Source organism: Lysinibacillus sp. BNK-21, from assembly GCF_048684915.1.
In the GTDB taxonomy this organism is placed as follows: Bacteria; Bacillota; Bacilli; order Bacillales_A; family Planococcaceae; genus Lysinibacillus; species Lysinibacillus capsici.
In genome coordinates this window covers 1-21,582 of the sequence record NZ_JBLQTS010000001.1, presented here as the reverse complement: position 1 = coordinate 21,582, position 21,582 = coordinate 1, and the positions used below count along the sequence as shown (strand labels likewise).

Genomic DNA, 21,582 nt, shown 5'->3' with positions numbered 1-21,582 from the left:
TAATGCCGATATAACTAGCTTTTCAGACATAAGATATACCTTTAGTTATGAAAAAGTATCAAAAATCATTTAATAAACTCCTCTAAAAACGGTTTTATATATCCATCTACTTTTAATAATTCATATGGATGCTTTTTACTTTCTAACGCTTTTGCTCTTAACCTTATTAACGGTAACAATTCGTCTTTATGTGTATGATTTAATTTCCGTTCTTTATTTTTTTGATTTAAAGTCATTGCATTTTGTATAGCTTCTAACTTTAAATTGTTATATTCACTTTCAATTGGCTGGTTATCTACAACTTTGGAAACTAACTTTTTTATATCGTTAGGATTTAAGGTATCGAAAATTCCTAATGAAGCAATCTCATAACTAAGATTTTCAGTTATCTCTAATCGTCTGTACTGAAGAGTATTTTGACGCTCTGCCATAGCTTCCTTGACTTTACCCTCATATTCAGTATTCTTCTTATGATTAATCATAAGATCATCTAGATTGATCATAATATCCTCATATTTATACATTGCCTTTAAGTCATTTGTACGTAATGCATTCATCATTGGTTGGATAATTTTCATATCTTCTCTTGCTGTTTTGTTTATTACTTTAGGCGTAATTCTTTCTTCTCCATTTTCTTCATCAAATAAAGCTCTTTCTTGAGCTAAAATAAACAAGTTAACTGCTACCGAAGTAATTCCTTGGCATTCTTCATAAAATGTTTTTTTCAACTTTTCTGTTAGTTCCGAATGAATCTTTAAACATTGAAATGCCCATAGAGTTTCTAAGAAGAATTCCCACTCCTCACTATCCTCTACCATACGATCCCATATAATTGAACCATCACTTGCTGCACGACGAGCTTGTCGGAAGTTTCCTTTAAATAGTTGTTGTGCTTTCGAGGTACCAATTAATACTGTTGGTATGCCTACTGTGTTTGATAATGTCACAAAGAAATTTAGCATTTCTTCCTGGTCATTTTTTGAATGTAACAAATGCTGAATTTCATCAATGACAAGAACGCCAATCCCGTACATACTCGCTAATGATGTCATGTGTAATAACATTGTTGAGGTAACACGGTTTAAATAACCGAATTTCTCTAAATAACGTGTACCTAATAAATCATCAATTGCTTTGAAAAAACTTTTACATAAGGTCGATAAACTACCGTCATACGGACAATCTATTTTAAGCCAAACGATTTGAGTGCGATTAAAAGGATGACCTCCATACAATTCATGCTTAATGACTTGTGGATACATTAACAACAAACGTTCAATTGCGGTTGTTTTACCGATACCTGAGATGCCAATAATCGATAGACTATCTGCTGTTGAACGAATATGGTTTAAGCGTTCATCAATATATTGATGTGCCTGCTCTTCATCCTCACGTAGGTGATGCAATATTCGAATCCGTTCAAGGAATGATTTATCTAACGGATTTCGGGCTAAATAACCACGACGAATCAAAGTCGATAACCGGCGCTCTACTTCAAAATGTATTGGCAACGGCTGAATAAAGTTTTTCACACGTTTTAAAACATGATAACGAATATTCGCTGCACTCTTCTTATCTTGTTCACTAATACGTGGCGTCACCATAAAACGATCCAACACATCTTCTTCATCAAAGATTGGCGGTAGGGCTTCAATAAAAGGATTATGAGCATATTCAGCAAGCATTTGAGTCTTATAACTTGCTTCTTCCATATCTCCTTTTAAGACGACATTATTCATCTTTTCCAAATTCCTCATCTCGCTTCCTCTTTAATTTTTCCATAAGACGTGAAGGTGATTTCTTTTGCGGTTGCTCTTCTAGTTTTATTCTTGATGTAAAATCTATGATTTCTGTTGATTGTTCAGCTACAGTCGGTGACAAATCAAATTTTTCTTCCTCGCGATTAGCTTGTTTTTCATTCGCTTTATTATCTCGAATTGCAGCTAGTTTTTCTTTTTTACTTGTTGGTTGATGTAGGGCTTGTTTTTTCTTTTGCTCTGCTGCCTTAATAATTTGATCCATCATCGTATCTGTATTAATTGTCAGTTGCACTTGCTTAGAGCGTTCCTCTTCCTCTAATTCATTTCGTAGTTGTTGCTGGAAAACAACTTCTTCTAAAAAGTCCAATTTATATTGCTGGCTAGGCTCTAATAAAATGCACGATTCATAATCCATTCCGTTATCATTCGGGATATAAATTTTGTCTAAATGACGTGGATCATACACAATATCAATACTTTTGTTTTTCAGCTTTACATACCATTGTTCTTCGATTGCTCGCTTTGATCCATATAATAAACTTTTGAACTTGATACCTGCTCGTGAAATTGTGGCTTTACCACGAGGCAACACATTTAAACGTAAAATATCCCTATCTACTGTTCGAAGACGACCTTTCCGATTTTGAATACCCCAGTTCCATAAATTTACAGGAGTTGGCACAATGCCATCTGTAATCATCGCTTTTTCCATTGGATACTTATCAATGATTTTATGGTTATGCTGCAGCATAATCGTAATGATTAATGCCGTAAACTCTTTTAAATTCAGCGTAGCATCGAGCCTATAATCCCTATCTCCACGCTCTTTATATTCTTTTTGAATAGCACCAGGCGCTTTCTGTTTTACTTTGCCATTAATTGTACGAAATTTACGTTCAACGATACCTTTTAAATCCCCTCGATATGCTGTTGTATTTTCGATTTTAATATTTAAATTATTAATAAGTCCAGCTACTGCATAGCCTTCAAACTCGCCTCTGTCAGCGATAATTATTTCGGGTAAATGATACGTTGGCCATTGCTCATCAGTAATCTCAATATCATATTGCTTACAAAATTCAACCTTATCAGCAACCATATTATCTAAAGCCATCATTGCTCCTAGCCAAGACGGGCCTTCCAATCCTACATATACCCCTGTAACGATACGTGAATATACATCAATAATTGCATAAACAACAGGTCTACCTATAATTCGATTTATATCAAAAGAGCTGACCAAATAAATATCCGCAATCGTTGCATCGATTTGAAAGCGTGTGCCAGGTCCGTTTGTTTCTATTTTAGAATTACTTAAAATAGGACGATGTTTTAACTCGTATTCCTTAGCACTTTTACGAAATTCAATATCTTTTTTAGGGTCTTCAAGCTTTTTAAACCAGTAGTAAAATTGATGATATGAAGGAATACGATTTGCTTCCCAAATACGATATTGAATTTCTCCATCTTCTTTATAACGGTCTGCATAAAAATCTCGCAAAATAAAATGGTACACATCTTTTAACGAATAGTTATTGGCTTTACGGTAGTATTTATTAATGGCATGTTCAAATTGCGTCTTAATCTCCTCAGTTATATTAATGCCACTTCGATATTCACCGTTTACAGTTACTCTACGTGGGCGACCAACCTTATCATTGCTAAGATTTTTAGACTTCCCTCGACCACCCGAGTTTGCGTAATCGGGTAACATAGCATTTTTGTTCATCCCACGTTGCCAATAGCGACTTAGCAGCTTTTTCACCTTTGTTTTGCCTAGTCCACTCTCGGCCGTAATCTCTACTATTTTTACTTCACGTCCCTTTTTCTTTAGTAGCTCTTTCATATTAGGGAGGATAAAATTTTCTACAGTTGCCCAGTCCTCATCTCGTTTGCTAATTTGAACAGACGTTAATTCATCATCTGGAATTGCTTTTGCAAAAGGATCGCTTATTCTCAATAATTCACCTTGCTCAAGCTCTATCTCTAAATGGCTATATAGCTCTCTTTTAGGCATAGCACTCGTTGTATCGATATTAACTACATAGGCGTACGATTCTTCAATTTCAATAATACGAATGCGTTGTGAATCTGCTGTATATTGAAGTACTTGATTAATATAAATCATCCATATTTCACCTTCTTCAACTTGCTTTCATCAATTGATTGAATAACAACTATTTGTTCCACGTTTAACGGCTCTAACATATCTACCCGAATAATTTTCTGTGCAAGTAAATGATAGAATAGCGTCATACCACTTCCTAAAGGCATATGTGTCTCTTTATCAAATACACTTGTAACTTCTCTAATGCTTTTGCTTTCACATAATATCCTCTGTAACAGTGCCATTGCTAAATCTTCAATTTGTTGTTGGTTCATATTTTGAAATGCATCATATTGTTGAATATCATAATAATCATGAATATAGCTAATATTCCGAGCCATTTCTTTAGGAATCTCTAGTTCTGTTACAATGCCCCAATCGATTTGTCTTCGCTCCCAATAAACTCGTTCAATCTCAAACTTTTCAATAACTCGTTGTTTTAGTAGCTCGTCTTTCATTTTTATTGTTCGTGCAAGCTCTACTAAACCGTTTCCTTTATCTACAGTTAATAAAAAATCCGTTGTCATTACAACTGGCTCATTCGTTTTAGGGTCTGTAGGATGTTTTAGACCTAATTCATCAGCAATGACAATTGTTTCTTCCAACGGCAATAAAGGAAATTGTTCTCGAATATCAACGACAAAATCCGAATATTCAGTTAAATAAAAGTAGTTTCGTTCCAAATCTGATAAAAATTCGTGCTGCCTTTTTGTTTTAATCCCTTTTAAACGAGTGGATCTTCCCAATGAGGAAACATCTTGAATATTTAACCACGGTTTATAATCGACACCAATTCCCGAGCCACGACCTTCTTTAATCCACTTTTCAACTTTAGATGTTCTAGTTCTTTTAGACATAAAAAACACCCCTTTGGCTAAATAATAACCAAAGGGGTAAAGCTTCGCAACTTTTTTACAATCGTCGCGACTTTATTTTAAACATCGCATCTTTTTTATAAACATCGCGACTTTATTTCAAATCTACAACACATTAAATCTAATTTTTGTTCCTACTCAACAGTTACCGATTTAGCTAGGTTACGTGGTTTATCTACATCACAGCGGCGGTGAAGTGCAGCATAGTAGCTAATTAATTGTAAAGGTACTACTGATACAAGCGGTGTTAGTAATTCATGAACATGTGGAATGACTAAACGGTCGCCATCTTCATCAATGCCTGCCATTGCGATAATACATGGATATGCACCACGAGCCGCTACTTCTTTAACATTACCACGGATGTTTAATCCTACTGAAGCTTGTGTGACAAGCGCAAACACAGGTGTACCTTCTTCGATTAAGGCAATTGTTCCATGCTTCAGTTCTCCACCAGCAAAGCCTTCTGCTTGGATGTACGAAATTTCTTTTAGTTTTAAGGCACCTTCAAGGCTGACATAGAAGTCCATATTACGGCCAATGAAGAATGCGTTGCGTGCGATTTTTAAGTAATCTTCTGCAATGTCTTCTAGCACATCTTTTGAATCAATAATTGTTTGGATGCCATTAGCGGCAATCGCAAGCTCTTGTTTTAAATCAAATTCTAAGCCTTTGCCATTTGCTGTCACATAGGCTGCTAATGCAAGTACTGCTACTTGTGCCACATAAGCTTTTGTAGAAGCTACAGCAATTTCTGGACCTGCATGTAATAACAATGTATGGTCAGCTTCACGTGATAACGTAGAGCCAGGTACATTTGTGATCGTTAATGTTGGATAGCCCAACTCTTTAATTTTTACAAGTACTTGACGACTATCTGCTGTTTCTCCTGATTGTGTAATGAAGATAAATAATGGTCTTTCTGAAAGTAATGGCATGTTATAGCCAAATTCACTAGAAATATGCACTTCTACAGGGATACCGGCCATTTTTTCGAAATATTGTTTACCGATAAGACCCGCATGATAGCTTGTGCCCGCTGCAATAATATATAAACGATCTGCTGCTCGTAAGGCTTCTAAAATCTCCGCATCAATCGTTAAATCACCGTTGTCACCTTCATATGCTTGAATGATTTTACGAATAACTGTAGGCTGCTCATCCATTTCTTTTAACATATAGTGTGGGTATGTGCCTTTTTCAATATCACTCATATCAAGCTCAGCAGTATATGGTGCACGCTCTACTACAGTACCATCTAATTTTGTAATTTCCACACTTGCTTTGTGTACGATAACTACCTCTTTATCGTGAAGCTCTACGTATTGATCTGTTACCTGTAGCATCGCCATTGCATCTGACGCAACAACATTGAAACCTTCACCAATTCCAACTAGAAGTGGTGATTTATTTTTTGCTACAAAGATTGTATCTGCTGCCTCTGCATCTAATAGTGCCAGTGCATAGGAGCCATGTAATAGAGATAATGTTTTACGGAAGGCGTCTGCAGTGCTTAGACCATCTTTCACAAATAACTCTACTAATTGCACAATAACCTCTGTATCTGTATCAGATTTCATTGGAATGCCTTTTAAATATGTTTTTTGCAATAAGTGATAGTTTTCAATAACCCCATTATGCACAAGTGTAAAGCGTCCTGATGCACTTTGATGTGGGTGAGCATTTAAACGATTTGGCACACCATGTGTTGCCCAACGTGTATGACCAATACCAATTTTCGCAGCAACATCTTCATCTACCGCTTCTCGTAAATCTGCAATACGCCCTTTTTCTTTGAAAACCGTTACGCCTTCCTCGTTACGTACTGCAATACCCGCTGAATCATAACCACGGTACTCTAGCTTTTCTAAGCCTTTTAATAGAATTTCCTTTGCATCTGATTCACCAATATATCCTACAATTCCACACATAATTCTCGTCCTCCGATAATGTCAATTTAACGCAATGACAAACTAGGCCTCATCCTATCGAATTTTTTTGAATGTACAGCGAAGCTTTATTTTTATAAAAAATAAAGCACTCCAATACACACAAGCTATTCAGCCAACTGAATAGAGACCTTCGATATGTGAAGCTTCATCTATTTATCTATTGCTTTTACAATACCTTCTCCATTTTCTGTACATTCAATCACTCAAATGCTTTCAAAATGGAAAATGACAATCGGGTATGTCGATTGGGAGGCATCCGCCGAATTTTCGATAAACCTCCACCTCGTCTGCTGAAGATCTTTTCGTCCGATTTCTTCAGCTCAGGCGCTATAATTGTTTTCCGATTTTACGCTTTCTTCCCTCCTTAGGCGTTCGTTAAAGGATAAGGTCGGACCTCATCTTCAACTTCTCCATCATACTCAATCATATGCTATCCGTCAAATTTTCGTTATAAAAAACACCTAGTCCTAAAGCTTTTTCGTGACAAATATGTAGACAAAGCGATACATAAGCACTTTGATAAGCATTGTAATAGAAATTAGGCACAAGCATTTAAAATGCTTGTGCCTATCCTTTATTTACTGTCTAATAATTTAACAATTTCTCTATTAAATGCAGGAAGATCATCTGGCGTTCTACTTGTTACAAGCTGTTTTTGACAGACAAATACTTCTTCATCATGGAAGATTGCCCCTGCATTTTCTAAATCCACTTGGATGGATTTATAACCTGTGGTGTCACGCCCATTTAATGTCTTTGCAGTAATAAGAAGTTGTGGTCCATGACAAATGGCAAAGGTAGGCTTCATTTCATCCATAAAGGACTTTGCAAATGCTACTATACGATCATCCGCACGTAATATATCGGGAGAAAAACCACCAGGAATAAATAATGCATCGTAATCTGTAGCTTTTACTTCATCAATGCCTTTATCAATTTTCACGGACTCTCCATGCTTACCCTTAACTTCCTTGCCTGCTTCGATATCAATTGTTACTAGCTGATGCCCAGCTGCTTCCAAAGCTTCTTTAGGGCTTGTAAACTCAATGTCCTCAAACATATCTGTTATAACTGTAGCAATTTTAGCCATATCAATTAAACACTCCTTGTTATTGTGACTCCTAATTACTGTTCCCCATCTCGCTTATTTAAAACATTCCTTTCAAATAAGTAAACCCGATTTCCTGTTTACGGAAATCGGGTTTACACTCTATTTCTTATTCTGTTAGGCCCATTTCTACACGTACAACATCTGCAATACGCTCGACAAAACGCTCACAATCCGTTTCTGTTGCTGCTTCCACCATGACACGTACTAATGGCTCTGTACCTGAAGGACGTACTAAAACACGACCATTTCCAGCCATTTCAGCTTCTACCTCTGCAATTACTGCAGCTACTTTCGCATTATCAGTCACAGCATGCTTATCTGTTACACGCACATTGACAAGACGCTGAGGGTAGATTTTCATTTCAGCTGCAAGTTCTGAAAGCTTTTTACCCGTCGCTTTCATAATGTTGACAAGCTGAATTCCTGTCAGTAAGCCATCACCTGTTGTATTAAAATCTAGAAAGACGATATGCCCTGATTGCTCGCCACCTAAATTGTATTCATTCGCACGCATTTCTTCCACAACATAACGATCACCTACAGCTGTTTGTACACTTTGCATACCATTGTCAGCCACAGCTTTATAGAAGCCCATATTGCTCATTACTGTTGAAACAATTGTTTGCTTCTTTAAACGCCCTACCGCATTTAAATGCTTACCAATGATAAACATAATTTGGTCACCGTCAACAATTTTTCCGTTTTCATCTACAGCAATTAAACGGTCTCCATCGCCATCAAAGGCTAAACCAACATCTGCACCTTTTTCAGTAACAAATTTAGCTAGTCCTTCTGGATGTGTTGAGCCTACACCATCATTAATATTTAAGCCAGTTGGAGAAGCACCCATTGTAGAAATGTCAGCTTCTAAATCAGCAAATAAATGTGTAGCTAAAGATGAAGTTGCACCATGTGCACAATCAAGCGCTACATGGATACCATCAAATTCTTCATCCACTGTTTGCTTTAAGTATTGAATATATTTTTGACCACCTTCGAAATAGTCACTTACAGATCCTAAATCTGCTCCTATAGGACGTGGTAATGTATCCTCTTGCGCTTCAATTAACGCTTCAATTTCCGCTTCCTGTGCATCTGTTAGCTTAAAGCCATCAGGACCGAAAAATTTAATACCGTTATCTGCAACTGGGTTATGTGAAGCTGAAATCATGACGCCTGCATCTGCGCTCATAATTCGAGTAAGGTATGCCACACCTGGTGTTGAAATAATACCCAGACGCATTACCTCTACCCCAATTGATAAAAGACCAGCCACAAGTGCACCTTCAAGCATCTCGCCTGAAATACGTGTGTCACGACCAATTAAAACCTTTGGACGGTCAGTTGCATCTTTTGTTAAAACATAGCCGCCTATACGACCAAGTTTAAATGCAAATTCTGGTGTTAATTCACTATTCGCGACGCCACGGACGCCATCTGTTCCAAAATATTTACCCATTCTACTTATTCTCTCCTTCAATGCAAGACAGTGCCTAGTGAGTTTCTATCAAGCATTAGACACTTGTCCGCTTACTTTTGGAAAAGTCTGCTTTTGTTCATTCATTGGTAATTATTAATATTCCACTCTGCCAGTTTGTTTGATGAAACCTGAATTACAAACCTGATTGGATTTTTGATTTAGAATCAAAATAAAATTATAGTCACATATTGTTTAAGAATCAATATCTTCCGATTCCTCAGTTGACGTATTTTTATCAGTTGTAGTACTCTCATCTGTCACATCAGGTTCTTCAGTTGGAGGTGGCGTTTCCTCTGTAGAAGCTGGTGTTTTCTGCTGTTCTTCTTGTTCTACCTTTGTAATATCTGCCTTCACTTTTATTTTCTTGTCAGATATTTTTGTCACACCATCTGGTAATTTTACATCAAATTCATAAGTTTTGGACTCAGTAATTTTTGACAGGTCAACTGTTATTGGAATGGATGTTAAACTGTCAATAATTGATTTTCTACCATACACTTTGATCATTTTCGGTGTAAATGTTAATGAGTTAATGGTAATGTCTTCGGCAGCTTGCCCTGTTTCCTTAAGGACAACTGGGATCTCTCGACTATACTCCGCTATATCTACTTGAACTTTCACAATTTCAGGTTCAATAGTCACGTCTAACTTATTTAAATCTCTATCTAATACTTTTACAGCTGCTTCCTGCGTGAATGATTGCTTCAAGCCCTGCTCTCCTGTAACAGTTGCTTTTACATAACTAATGCTTTCAATAGCACTTTTTGCACCTGTTACATAAACAGTTGGCGGGTTGGCCGTCATTTCTTTTAAGATAAAACCTTCTTCGATTAAACGTTTGTTCATTTCAGGGTCCACTCGGAACTCCTGCGTGACCTTTTCCTCAATATTCACATGAACAGTTGCAGGGTCTAATGTCACCTTTAACTTTTCTGAAATATTTTCGTATTGCAGTTTTACATCATGCTCTCCCAGCAATAAATTGCTCAAATCCGCAAATATAGAAAAATCCTTAGCTCCCTTTGCTTTTAAAACCAATGCCATCGGACCTTCTATCGTTACATCCACAGTTTCAGGTAAACCTGTCACAATAAGATTCTCATTATCGTAATAAACATCCACTGGAACATCACGAATAACATCCGTTTGTTCATTTGAGGTAGCTTTATTTAAAGGTGACAACTCAGTACGCACTGAGAAAAAAAGCAAAAACGCTAAAAATAGCGCGATGATTCTAAGTACCCAAGGGCTATCCATCATTTTATCCATTCTTTTTCCCCCTCCAAGTCAACTTAGAGGATGCATTTGATTCTTGTACTGATCCGAACCACATTTTTCTTAATAATGTTTCAAACTCCTCTAGAGATAGATTTCGATGGAGATTACCATTTAATGTTATACTAATTGCGCCTGTTTCTTCTGACACAACAATTGTAATAGCATCTGTAACTTCACTTAAGCCAAGAGCAGCACGGTGGCGTGTCCCTAACTCTTTTGAAATAAATGGGCTTTCAGATAAAGGTAAATAACAAGCCGCTGCTGTAACTTTATCTTTTTGCATAATAACAGCCCCATCATGTAGCGGGGTATTTGGTATAAATATATTAATCAGTAATTCTGATGAAATTTCAGCATTTAGCCCTATACCTGTTTCAATATATTCATTAAGACCTGTTTCTTTTTCAATAGAAATTAACGCACCTATTCGACGTTTAGCCATATAACTTACAGACTTCTTCATAGCCTCAATAAGTCTTGTTTGTTCTTCTTCCTCTTGACTTGATGAACGTTGGAATAGCTTTCCTCGTCCAATTTGTTCTAAACCACGTCTGATTTCAGGTTGGAATATAATAATAATCGCTAGGAAACCAAACTCAATAACTTGTTGTAGCATCCAGCCAAGTGTTTGTAACCCTAAAAGGTCTGTTGCAATTCGTGCAATAATAATGACGAATATTCCCTTAAGTAATTGGACAGCCTTCGTACCTTTAATGAGGGTTAAGACTTTATAAACAACGTACCAAACGAGCAGTACATCAATGAAGTTAATAACAATATTCACAGGTGTTAAATCCGTGAAATGTTCGATAATTTGCACGTGGCATCCCCCACTTTTCATTACGAATCCATACACATTCAAGTATATCACATTCTTATCAAATGTAACTTTTTTCAAATAAAAAGTCTACTCAGAAGAGTAGACCTTTCAGCCTCTCACGTGCACTATTTTTTAGGACGTATAGAGTGTTATTTAGTTTCTTCTTTTTCCTCAAATGTCATGGCTGTCTTAACAGAATTTTTAATTGTATACCATAACCATTCAAATACTTCGTCAATTTCTTCGATTCTCCCTGAAACTACCGCTGAAGATGCCATATATTGCCCGTTGATTACTGTGACGTTGCCATCAACTTCACCTTCAACAATCAAATCGCCATTTTTCACAACAATATCGCCTTTTACCACTTCTCCTTCAGGGACAATCACTGTTTGACCATCCACAACTAAATTAGGTTGCTTGGTCACCGAGAAATGCTGGTCATCCATGAAGCTACCCAATAATGTAGCACTCATGAATAAGCAAAATACTGCTGCTGCCACAAAGAACGGATGCCGGCGAATCCATTTTTGTATACCTACTCGACTTTTTGGTTTTGGTAAACGAGCCATAACTGCTACTTCAAAACTTGGAGGCGCTGTAATGTGGGAAGCACTCTTCACAAAGGCGATTGTTTCACTCAATTCTTGCATCAACTGTTTACAATCATTACATGTATGCAAGTGTTGTTTCAACTCTTGCTCATGCTCACGACTAATGTCACCGTCTAAATAATCATGCATATAGTCTATAATATGCTCTGGACAAGTATTCATGACGCTCCCCCTCCTACAGATTGTTTAATTGCTTACGTAATGCCTCACGTCCGCGGTGAATCCTCGTTTTCACCGTTCCAAGCGGCATATCTAAAATCTCGCTAATCTCTTGTAACGATAACTCTTCTATATATTTCAATACTATAACCGAACGGTATTTATCCGGCAATCGTCCAATTTCATATTGAATGCGATCTTGCAGCTCCATTTGTTCTAACTGCTCCTCTGGTAGCTGGTCATCTGCTGCGATTTGCGAATACATATCAAGCCCTTCTGTACCAGCTACTTCTGCATCTAAATAATAATCCGGTTTCTTTTTTCGAATACGGTCAATGCAGAGGTTTGTCGCTATGCGATAAAGCCACGTTGAAAACTTTCTTTTCTGATCAAATGTATGCAAGTTCATATAAGCTCGCACAAAAGCCTCTTGAGCAATGTCTTCAGACTCTTGTTTGTTGCCTAACATTCGATAGCATACTTGGTACAGTTTGTGCTGATAGAGACTCACAATATCGGCAAATGCGTTTTGATCGCCTTTAAGCACTTGTTTTATTCTCTTATTTACTAACGCATCCATTGTGTTGACTTCTCCACCTTTACAACTGTCTTATACTATACGAAGCACCGATAAGAAAAGTTTCGTTTTAATTCAATTATAGCAAAAGATTTTTATGCAATGTGGCAACAGGCAATTTTTTGTCAAATTTTCTTTAAACTAGTGTTTCACCAAATAAAGATCCCATTAATGCAACAGCAACATTTGCTGTTGTATTCTTTTCATCTAGTATAGGATTTACCTCTACAAACTCTGCTGAAGTTACCATGCCTGATTCTTGTAACATTTCCATTGCTAAATGGCTTTCTCGGTACGTAATTCCACCTGGAACTGGTGTACCCACACCTGGCGTATAAAGTGGATCTAATCCGTCTAAATCAAGTGATAAATGTAAGCCATCAACATTTCGTTCCTTTAAATAAGCAAGTGCATCTTCCATCACACGTGTCATGCCAAGTCGGTCGATTTCATGCATTGTATATACTTTAATTCCTTGTTGACGTATCAATTCACGTTCTCCTGGGTCTACTGAACGAGCTCCAATAATAATCACGTTTTCTGGCTTAATTTTTGGAGCATAGTTGCGAATTTGCACTAAACGTTCATGTCCTAGCCCAATACTAACGGCTAACGGCATCCCATGTATATTGCCTGAAGGTGTTGTTTCAGGTGTATTTAAATCTGCATGAGCGTCATACCAGATAACACCGAGATTTTTGTAATGTTCACCTAATCCAGCTAATGTTCCAATAGCAATGCTATGGTCTCCACCAAATACGAGTGGGAATTTCTTTTGTTCCACTACTTCATGCACACTATTTGCTAATGCAGTACTAACATCTACAACTTCCTCTAAATTTAGTAATTTTTCATCCACAGCTCCGTCAGCAAGCTTTTGACTAACACGAATATCCCCTTGATCCTGTACATCGTGTCCGATAGCCTCTAAACGTTCAACAATACCTGCATATCGAATAGCACTTGGTCCCATATCTACCCCACGGCGTGTTTGTCCGTAATCTGTTGGTACTCCAATAATAGAAATATTAAGTTTATTCATGTTTTTATACCCCCTAAAAGTTATAAGATTATTGTAAAGCCTACATACCACTTGGCTCAACTCAACAAAAAGTTGTATATTTATTCATTTATAAATAACATAAAAAAATCTCCTACTGTTTTCAGCAAGAGATTAGTTATCTGTAGTTAATATAACACTTTTGAATAATTTTCATTCTAAAAAAGTGAGCCATGAAGGACTCGAACCTTCGACCCTCTGATTAAAAGTCAGATGCTCTACCAACTGAGCTAATGGCTCATAAAAGAAAAAATGGCTGGGGTACTAGGATTCGAACCTAGGCATGACGGAATCAAAATCCGTTGCCTTACCGCTTGGCTATACCCCAATCATTTATAAAACTGGTGGAGGGGGACGGATTCGAACCGCCGAACCCTAAGGAGCGGATTTACAGTCCGCCGCGTTTAGCCACTTCGCTACCCCTCCGAAATAACACAATAAGAATGGTGGAGGATGACGGGCTCGAACCGCCGACCCTCTGCTTGTAAGGCAGATGCTCTCCCAGCTGAGCTAATCCTCCATAGAAACAGGTGTTATATCACAGTTTATATTCTTTATAAAGCCTATGTTTTAAATGGTGACCCCTACGGGATTCGAACCCGTGTTACCGCCGTGAAAGGGCGGTGTCTTAACCACTTGACCAAGGGGCCAATATTATGTCTCAAACAAGACAAGAATTATAATAACATTTTTCATTAATAATTGCAATGCTTTTCCACAAATTTTTTTATGTATTATAGCATTTGAAAAAAGGACAAAAAAATGGCTCCGAAGGCAGGACTCGAACCTGCGACAACCTGATTAACAGTCAGGTGCTACTACCAACTGAGCTACTTCGGAACAATGCTATTCACTTTGGTTTTAGACAACCTCTTAAGTACATTTATTATTATAGCAAGCATTATAAATAATGCAACACATTTTGTGAAAATTTTTATATTTTTTGTCGAAGTATGCTCCTAATATTCGTTTGAAAGCATAATAGTTCTCTATTAATTCTAATATTTCTATTTAACGTACTAAATATTCTTGCTGTATATTATTGTAATTGTTAAAATAAAAATAGTTTTATGAATTTTCTATCAAATTTTCTGGGGGAGGATGTTCAAGATGGTATCAAATGATTTAATTGCACCTGAATTTTATAACATCACAGAGGAATTAGAAAAATTTTCGCAAGATAGTGATCGCCAAGCAATACGTTGGTTAAATACACAACAAGAGAGACGTACAGTTTCTTATGTGGAGCTTAACCAAAAAATGAATCAATACGCAAACGCTTTTACGGAGAAGGGGCTTCAAAAAGGTGATCGTGTATTAGTTATTATTCCTCGACTTCCAGAAGCCTATTTCGTTTTTCTAGGCTGCTTAAAGGCTGGTATCGTACCCATTTCATGTTCAGAGATGCTACGTGCAAGCGATTTAGAATATCGGATGGAACATTCTTCTGCTAGTGCAGTTATTGCTTATGAGGCTTTTACTAGTGAAGTTGATCAAATTGCTTCTTCTGTAGACGCATTGAAAAATAAACTAGTGATCGGTTCTGCGAAAGGAGATTGGACTTCTTTAGATGAATTAGCAAGCAGCCAGCCAGCTACATTTACAGCCGTAGCTACTACACGTGATGACATGGCATTCCTTTCTTATACATCTGGTACAACTGGTAAACCTAAAGGCGTTGTTCATTCACATGGCTGGGGATATGCACATATTAGAACTGCAGCTTCAAAATGGCTTTGTGTACGTGAAGGAGACCTCGTGTGGGCAACAGCTGCTCCTGGTTGGCAAAAGTGGATATGGAGTCCTTTTTTATCCACAATCATGCTCGGTGCTACTGCATTTGTCTATCATGGTGGATTCGATGCAAAAACCTATCTTCAATTAATGCAGGATGAAAAAGTTAATGTTCTATGTTGTACACCGACTGAATACCGGATTATGGCGAAAATCGATAATTTACAAGACTACAATCTATCATCTCTACGTAGTGCCGTTTCTGCTGGTGAACCTTTAAATCGTCCAGTTATCGAAACATTTATGAATCATTTTGGACTAAAAGTACGTGACGGCTATGGACAAACAGAAAACACATTATTAATTGGTACACTCGAAAACACAGAATTACGTCCTGGATCTATGGGTGTTCCAACTCCAGGTAATATTGTACGTATTATCGACAATGAAGGGAATGAAGCGCCAGTTGGCGAAGTAGGTGATATTGCTGTTCACAAATCTTCACCAGCTTTATTTAAAGAATATTATAAAGAACCAGAGCGCACACAAGCTGCATTTCGTGGGGATTGGTATATTACAGGTGATCAAGCAAAATGTGATGAAGACGGTTACTTCTGGTTTGAAGGTCGTGGAGACGACATTATTATTTCATCTGGTTATACGATCGGACCATTTGAAGTTGAAGATGCATTAAACAAACATGAAGCTGTACAAGAATGTGCAGTTGTAGCTGCGCCAGATGAAATTAGGGGGCATATTGTAAAGGCATTTGTTATCTTACGAGAAGGCTTCAAAGAATGTAATGAAGAGGAGTTAACAAAGGAGCTACAGGAGCATGTAAAAGCGTTAACAGCCCCTTATAAATACCCTCGTAGTATCGTCTTTCTTGATGAGTTACCAAAAACGACATCAGGGAAAATTCGCCGTATCGAACTACGAGCTACTACAGTTCATACGCATTAAGTTAAGTATCAAAACAAGAAGGCACCCATTGAGGATGCCTTCTTTTATGTATTTATAAATAAATAATCGGCTCAAAAAAAAAAGCCACTACTGAGTGTATCAGTAGCGACTTTTTGCGCCTAGCGACGTCCTACTCTCACAGGGGGAAGCCCCCAACTACCATCGGCGCTAAAGAGCTTAACTTCCGTGTTCGGTATGGGAACGGGTGTGACCTCTTTGCCATCATCACTAGACTTTTTATTTAATTGAAAGATTTATTCTTTCAAAACTGGATAAACGGTGCATTGAATGTTTCAAACTTTTTTGGTTAAGTCCTCGATCGATTAGTATTCGTCAGCTCCATGTGTCACCACACTTCCACCTCGAACCTATCTACCTCATCGTCTTTGAGGGATCTTACTTACTTGCGTAATGGGAAATCTCATCTTGAGGGGGGCTTCATGCTTAGATGCTTTCAGCACTTATCCCGTCCACACATAGCTACCCAGCGATGCCTTTGGCAAGACAACTGGTACACCAGCGGTGTGTCCATCCCGGTCCTCTCGTACTAAGGACAGCTCCTCTCAAATTTCCTACGCCCACGACGGATAGGGACCGAACTGTCTCACGACGTTCTGAACCCAGCTCGCGTACCGCTTTAATGGGCGAACAGCCCAACCCTTGGGACCGACTACAGCCCCAGGATGCGATGAGCCGACATCGAGGTGCCAAACCTCCCCGTCGATGTGGACTCTTGGGGGAGATAAGCCTGTTATCCCCGGGGTAGCTTTTATCCGTTGAGCGATGGCCCTTCCATGCGGAACCACCGGATCACTAAGCCCGTCTTTCGACCCTGCTCGACTTGTAGGTCTCGCAGTCAAGCTCCCTTGTGCCTTTACACTCTACGAATGATTTCCAACCATTCTGAGGGAACCTTTGGGCGCCTCCGTTACCTTTTAGGAGGCGACCGCCCCAGTCAAACTGTCCGCCTGACACTGTCTCCTGCCCCGCTAAGGGGCATGGGTTAGAATTTCAATACAACCAGGGTAGTATCCCACCGACGCCTCCTTCGAAGCTGGCGCTCCGAGATCTCTGGCTCCTACCTATCCTGTACAAGTTGTACCAAAATTCAATATCAGGCTACAGTAAAGCTCCACGGGGTCTTTCCGTCCTGTCGCGGGTAACCTGCATCTTCACAGGTACTATAATTTCACCGAGTCTCTCGTTGAGACAGTGCCCAGATCGTTACGCCTTTCGTGCGGGTCGGAACTTACCCGACAAGGAATTTCGCTACCTTAGGACCGTTATAGTTACGGCCGCCGTTTACTGGGGCTTCAATTCGCAGCTTCGCTTGCGCTAACCACTCCTCTTAACCTTCCAGCACCGGGCAGGCGTCAGCCCCTATACGTCACCTTACGGTTTTGCAGAGACCTGTGTTTTTGCTAAACAGTCGCCTGGGCCTATTCACTGCGGCTCTCATGCGCTTGCACGCTCAAGAGCACCCCTTCTCCCGAAGTTACGGGGTCATTTTGCCGAGTTCCTTAACGAGAGTTCTCTCGCACACCTTAGGATTCTCTCCTCGACTACCTGTGTCGGTTTGCGGTACGGGCACCTCTCACCTCGATAGAGGCTTTTCTTGGCAGTGTGAAATCAGGAACTTCGTCCATACGGACTCGCCATCACAGCTCAACGTTACAGTGTGCGGATTTGCCTACACACACGCCTTACTGCTTGGACGCGCACAACCAACGGCGCGCTTACCCTATCCTACTGCGTCCCCCCATTTCTCAAACGGTGAGGAGGTGGTACAGGAATATCAACCTGTTGTCCATCGCCTACGCCTATCGGCCTCGGCTTAGGTCCCGACTAACCCTGAGCGGACGAGCCTTCCTCAGGAAACCTTAGTCATACGGTGGACGGGATTCTCACCCGTCTTTCGCTACTCATACCGGCATTCTCACTTCTAAGCGCTCCACCAGTCCTTCCGATCTGACTTCAACGCACTTAGAACGCTCTCCTACCACTGACATCGTAGATGTCAATCCACAGCTTCGGTGAATCGTTTAGCCCCGATACATTTTCGGCGCAGCGTCACTCGACCAGTGAGCTATTACGCACTCTTTAAATGATGGCTGCTTCTAAGCCAACATCCTGGTTGTCTGTGCAACGCCACATCCTTTTCCACTTAACGATTACTTTGGGACCTTAGCTGGTGGTCTGGGCTGTTTCCCTTTTGACTACGGATCTTATCACTCGCAGTCTGACTCCCGTGTATAAATATCTGGCATTCGGAGTTTGTCTGAATTCGGTAAACCGGGATGGCCCCCTAGTCCAAACAGTGCTCTACCTCCAGTATTCTCATCACGAGGCTAGCCCTAAAGCTATTTCGGAGAGAACCAGCTATCTCCAAGTTCGATTGGAATTTCTCCGCTACCCACACCTCATCCCCGCACTTTTCAACGTGCGTGGGTTCGGGCCTCCAGTAAGTGTTACCTCACCTTCACCCTGGACATGGGTAGATCACCTGGTTTCGGGTCTACGACCACGTACTATTTCGCCCTATTCAGACTCGCTTTCGCTGCGGCTCCGCCTTCTAAAGCTTAACCTTGCACGTAATCGTAACTCGCCGGTTCATTCTACAAAAGGCACGCTATCACCCATTAACGGGCTCTAACTACTTGTAGGCACACGGTTTCAGGATCTCTTTCACTCCCCTTCCGGGGTGCTTTTCACCTTTCCCTCACGGTACTGGTTCACTATCGGTCACTAGGTAGTATTTAGCCTTGGGAGATGGTCCTCCCGGATTCCGACGGAATTTCACGTGTTCCGCCGTACTCAGGATCCACTCAGGAGAGAACGAACTTTCGACTACAGGGCTTTTACCTGCTCTGGCGGACCTTTCCAAGTCGCTTCATCTAACTCGCTCTTTTGTAACTCCGTATAGAGTGTCCTACAACCCCAAGAGGCAAGCCTCTTGGTTTGGGCTCTTCCCGTTTCGCTCGCCGCTACTCAGGGAATCGATTTTTCTTTCTCTTCCTCCAGGTACTTAGATGTTTCAGTTCCCTGGGTCTGCCTTCAAGACGCTATGTATTCACGTCAAGATACTACGCGATTAAACGTAGTGGGTTCCCCCATTCGGAAATCTCCGGATCAAAGCTCACTTACAGCTCCCCGAAGCATATCGGTGTTAGTGCCGTCCTTCTTCGGCTCCTAGTGCCAAGGCATTCGCCGTGCGCCCTTAATAACTTAACCAAGTTATTAAGCCTATAAAAAACTTAAAAAATAAATGTGTTTGTTACAATTTCAATGTCGTTTTATCCAGTTTTCAAAGAACAAGTTTTGAAGTGTTTCATTCAGATAGAATGAACCTTCAAAACTGAACGCAAAACGTAATCTTACAAACCCAAGGTTTGTATTCCGAAATAATCCTTAGAAAGGAGGTGATCCAGCCGCACCTTCCGATACGGCTACCTTGTTACGACTTCACCCCAATCATCTATCCCACCTTCGGCGGCTGGCTCCAAAAGGTTACCTCACCGACTTCGGGTGTTACAAACTCTCGTGGTGTGACGGGCGGTGTGTACAAGGCCCGGGAACGTATTCACCGCGGCATGCTGATCCGCGATTACTAGCGATTCCGGCTTCATGTAGGCGAGTTGCAGCCTACAATCCGAACTGAGAACGACTTTATCGGATTAGCTCCCTCTCGCGAGTTGGCAACCGTTTGTATCGTCCATTGTAGCACGTGTGTAGCCCAGGTCATAAGGGGCATGATGATTTGACGTCATCCCCACCTTCCTCCGGTTTGTCACCGGCAGTCACCTTAGAGTGCCCAACTAAATGATGGCAACTAAGATCAAGGGTTGCGCTCGTTGCGGGACTTAACCCAACATCTCACGACACGAGCTGACGACAACCATGCACCACCTGTCACCGTTGCCCCCGAAGGGGAAACTATATCTCTACAGTGGTCAACGGGATGTCAAGACCTGGTAAGGTTCTTCGCGTTGCTTCGAATTAAACCACATGCTCCACCGCTTGTGCGGGCCCCCGTCAATTCCTTTGAGTTTCAGTCTTGCGACCGTACTCCCCAGGCGGAGTGCTTAATGCGTTAGCTGCAGCACTAAGGGGCGGAAACCCCCTAACACTTAGCACTCATCGTTTACGGCGTGGACTACCAGGGTATCTAATCCTGTTTGCTCCCCACGCTTTCGCGCCTCAGCGTCAGTTACAGACCAGAAAGTCGCCTTCGCCACTGGTGTTCCTCCAAATCTCTACGCATTTCACCGCTACACTTGGAATTCCACTTTCCTCTTCTGCACTCAAGTCCCCCAGTTTCCAATGACCCTCCACGGTTGAGCCGTGGGCTTTCACATCAGACTTAAAGGACCGCCTGCGCGCGCTTTACGCCCAATAATTCCGGACAACGCTTGCCACCTACGTATTACCGCGGCTGCTGGCACGTAGTTAGCCGTGGCTTTCTAATAAGGTACCGTCAAGGTACAGCCAGTTACTACTGTACTTGTTCTTCCCTTACAACAGAGTTTTACGATCCGAAAACCTTCTTCACTCACGCGGCGTTGCTCCATCAGGCTTTCGCCCATTGTGGAAGATTCCCTACTGCTGCCTCCCGTAGGAGTCTGGGCCGTGTCTCAGTCCCAGTGTGGCCGATCACCCTCTCAGGTCGGCTACGCATCGTCGCCTTGGTGAGCCGTTACCTCACCAACTAGCTAATGCGCCGCGGGCCCATCCTATAGCGACAGCCGAAACCGTCTTTCAGTCTTTCACCATGAAGCAAAAGAGATTATTCGGTATTAGCCCCGGTTTCCCGGAGTTATCCCAAACTATAGGGTAGGTTGCCCACGTGTTACTCACCCGTCCGCCGCTAACGTCAAAGGAGCAAGCTCCTTTTCTGTTCGCTCGACTTGCATGTATTAGGCACGCCGCCAGCGTTCGTCCTGAGCCAGGATCAAACTCTCCATAAAAGAAATTTGATTAGCTCAAATTTTGCTGGCATCATGTTTGATGTCCAAAATTGTGTTTCGTTCACTAGCAAAACTAGCTACTTAAAACTTTATTGATTACGTTTTGCTTGTTCAGTTTTCAAGGTTCA

At 40.5% G+C, this 21,582-nt stretch carries 12 protein-coding genes, 6 tRNA genes and 3 rRNA genes; 1 reads left to right on the top strand and 20 read right to left on the bottom strand.

Annotation, left to right across the window (positions count from 1 at the left end; translation table 11 throughout):
- Positions 1-65 precede the first annotated feature (65 nt).
- The 17 genes from ACMGGO_RS00105 to ACMGGO_RS00025 form a co-directional block, all read right to left on the bottom strand.
- Positions 66-1,757 carry an ATP-binding protein gene (locus tag ACMGGO_RS00105; protein ID WP_420281476.1) on the bottom strand — a complete coding sequence of 564 codons (1,692 nt, stop codon included), beginning with the start codon at positions 1,755-1,757 and terminating at the stop codon, positions 66-68.
- Positions 1,732-3,888 carry a Mu transposase C-terminal domain-containing protein gene (locus ACMGGO_RS00100; RefSeq protein WP_420281475.1) on the bottom strand — a complete coding sequence of 719 codons (2,157 nt, stop codon included), beginning with the start codon at positions 3,886-3,888 and terminating at the stop codon, positions 1,732-1,734. Before ACMGGO_RS00100 ends, ACMGGO_RS00105 begins: the two co-directional genes overlap by 26 nt.
- Positions 3,885-4,724 carry a TnsA endonuclease N-terminal domain-containing protein gene (locus ACMGGO_RS00095; RefSeq protein WP_420281474.1) on the bottom strand — a complete coding sequence of 280 codons (840 nt, stop codon included), beginning with the start codon at positions 4,722-4,724 and terminating at the stop codon, positions 3,885-3,887. The genes ACMGGO_RS00100 and ACMGGO_RS00095 overlap by 4 nt, the downstream gene beginning before the upstream one ends.
- Before the next feature lie 152 nt (positions 4,725-4,876).
- A complete protein-coding gene (glmS, locus tag ACMGGO_RS00090; RefSeq protein ID WP_420281473.1) occupies positions 4,877-6,673 on the bottom strand; it encodes a glutamine--fructose-6-phosphate transaminase (isomerizing) in 1,797 nt (598 codons plus the stop codon).
- 595 nt (positions 6,674-7,268) lie between these two features.
- Positions 7,269-7,784, bottom strand: coding sequence for a type 1 glutamine amidotransferase domain-containing protein (locus ACMGGO_RS00085; protein ID WP_420281472.1), 516 nt, complete (start codon positions 7,782-7,784; stop codon positions 7,269-7,271).
- Between the two features lie 127 nt (positions 7,785-7,911).
- Positions 7,912-9,264: a phosphoglucosamine mutase gene (glmM, locus tag ACMGGO_RS00080; protein WP_420281471.1), complete on the bottom strand. Its 1,353-nt coding sequence runs from the start codon at positions 9,262-9,264 to the stop codon at positions 7,912-7,914.
- Positions 9,265-9,477: 213 nt separating this feature from the next.
- Positions 9,478-10,554, bottom strand: coding sequence for a YbbR-like domain-containing protein (locus tag ACMGGO_RS00075; RefSeq protein WP_048393928.1), 1,077 nt, complete (start codon positions 10,552-10,554; stop codon positions 9,478-9,480).
- Complete coding sequence (gene cdaA / locus ACMGGO_RS00070) at positions 10,547-11,383, bottom strand: diadenylate cyclase CdaA (protein WP_009370548.1); 837 nt, start codon at positions 11,381-11,383, stop codon at positions 10,547-10,549. The genes ACMGGO_RS00075 and cdaA overlap by 8 nt, the downstream gene beginning before the upstream one ends.
- A gap of 149 nt (positions 11,384-11,532) precedes the next feature.
- Positions 11,533-12,159: an anti-sigma factor family protein gene (locus tag ACMGGO_RS00065; RefSeq protein WP_420281470.1), complete on the bottom strand. Its 627-nt coding sequence runs from the start codon at positions 12,157-12,159 to the stop codon at positions 11,533-11,535.
- Positions 12,160-12,172: 13 nt separating this feature from the next.
- Positions 12,173-12,736, bottom strand: coding sequence for an RNA polymerase sigma factor SigW (sigW, locus tag ACMGGO_RS00060; protein WP_004225410.1), 564 nt, complete (start codon positions 12,734-12,736; stop codon positions 12,173-12,175).
- A 133-nt stretch (positions 12,737-12,869) separates the two neighbouring features.
- On the bottom strand, positions 12,870-13,775 hold the full coding sequence (gene rocF / locus ACMGGO_RS00055) for an arginase (protein WP_004225412.1): 906 nt from the start codon (positions 13,773-13,775) through the stop codon (positions 12,870-12,872).
- A 185-nt stretch (positions 13,776-13,960) separates the two neighbouring features.
- Positions 13,961-14,033 (bottom strand) — tRNA-Lys (locus ACMGGO_RS00050).
- Between the two features lie 13 nt (positions 14,034-14,046).
- Positions 14,047-14,121, bottom strand: a tRNA-Gln gene (locus ACMGGO_RS00045).
- Between the two features lie 14 nt (positions 14,122-14,135).
- A tRNA-Tyr gene (locus tag ACMGGO_RS00040) sits at positions 14,136-14,219 on the bottom strand.
- 18 nt (positions 14,220-14,237) lie between these two features.
- Positions 14,238-14,313 (bottom strand) — tRNA-Val (locus tag ACMGGO_RS00035).
- Positions 14,314-14,368: 55 nt separating this feature from the next.
- Positions 14,369-14,443: transfer RNA gene (locus ACMGGO_RS00030), tRNA-Glu, on the bottom strand.
- 113 nt (positions 14,444-14,556) lie between these two features.
- Positions 14,557-14,633, bottom strand: a tRNA-Asn gene (locus ACMGGO_RS00025).
- A 270-nt stretch (positions 14,634-14,903) separates the two neighbouring features.
- On the opposite strand from ACMGGO_RS00025, the gene mbcS reads away from it, so the two are divergent.
- The gene (gene mbcS / locus ACMGGO_RS00020; RefSeq protein ID WP_269898029.1) at positions 14,904-16,490 is read left to right on the top strand and encodes an acyl-CoA synthetase MbcS; all 1,587 of its coding nucleotides are present in this window, start codon (positions 14,904-14,906) and stop codon (positions 16,488-16,490) included.
- Between the two features lie 117 nt (positions 16,491-16,607).
- On the opposite strand, the gene rrf is transcribed toward mbcS, so the two are convergent.
- From rrf to ACMGGO_RS00005, 3 genes are all read right to left on the bottom strand, one after another.
- Positions 16,608-16,723: ribosomal RNA gene (gene rrf / locus ACMGGO_RS00015) — 5S ribosomal RNA — on the bottom strand.
- Between the two features lie 70 nt (positions 16,724-16,793).
- Positions 16,794-19,721: ribosomal RNA gene (locus ACMGGO_RS00010) — 23S ribosomal RNA — on the bottom strand.
- Between the two features lie 181 nt (positions 19,722-19,902).
- Positions 19,903-21,454: ribosomal RNA gene (locus ACMGGO_RS00005) — 16S ribosomal RNA — on the bottom strand.
- Together the 16S, 23S and 5S rRNA genes form the textbook arrangement of a ribosomal RNA operon.
- Positions 21,455-21,582: the final 128 nt, after the last annotated feature.

Coding starts and splice junctions, on each gene's coding strand:
- ACMGGO_RS00105 (WP_420281476.1), bottom strand. CDS start 1,757: ATGAGGAATTTGGAAAAGATGAATAATGTCGTCTTAAAAGGAGATATG.
- ACMGGO_RS00100 (WP_420281475.1), bottom strand. CDS start 3,888: ATGATTTATATTAATCAAGTACTTCAATATACAGCAGATTCACAACGC.
- ACMGGO_RS00095 (WP_420281474.1), bottom strand. CDS start 4,724: ATGTCTAAAAGAACTAGAACATCTAAAGTTGAAAAGTGGATTAAAGAA.
- glmS (WP_420281473.1), bottom strand. CDS start 6,673: ATGTGTGGAATTGTAGGATATATTGGTGAATCAGATGCAAAGGAAATT.
- ACMGGO_RS00085 (WP_420281472.1), bottom strand. CDS start 7,784: ATGGCTAAAATTGCTACAGTTATAACAGATATGTTTGAGGACATTGAG.
- glmM (WP_420281471.1), bottom strand. CDS start 9,264: ATGGGTAAATATTTTGGAACAGATGGCGTCCGTGGCGTCGCGAATAGT.
- ACMGGO_RS00075 (WP_048393928.1), bottom strand. CDS start 10,554: ATGGATAAAATGATGGATAGCCCTTGGGTACTTAGAATCATCGCGCTA.
- ACMGGO_RS00065 (WP_420281470.1), bottom strand. CDS start 12,159: ATGAATACTTGTCCAGAGCATATTATAGACTATATGCATGATTATTTA.
- sigW (WP_004225410.1), bottom strand. CDS start 12,736: ATGGATGCGTTAGTAAATAAGAGAATAAAACAAGTGCTTAAAGGCGAT.
- rocF (WP_004225412.1), bottom strand. CDS start 13,775: ATGAATAAACTTAATATTTCTATTATTGGAGTACCAACAGATTACGGA.
- mbcS (WP_269898029.1), top strand. CDS start 14,904: ATGGTATCAAATGATTTAATTGCACCTGAATTTTATAACATCACAGAG.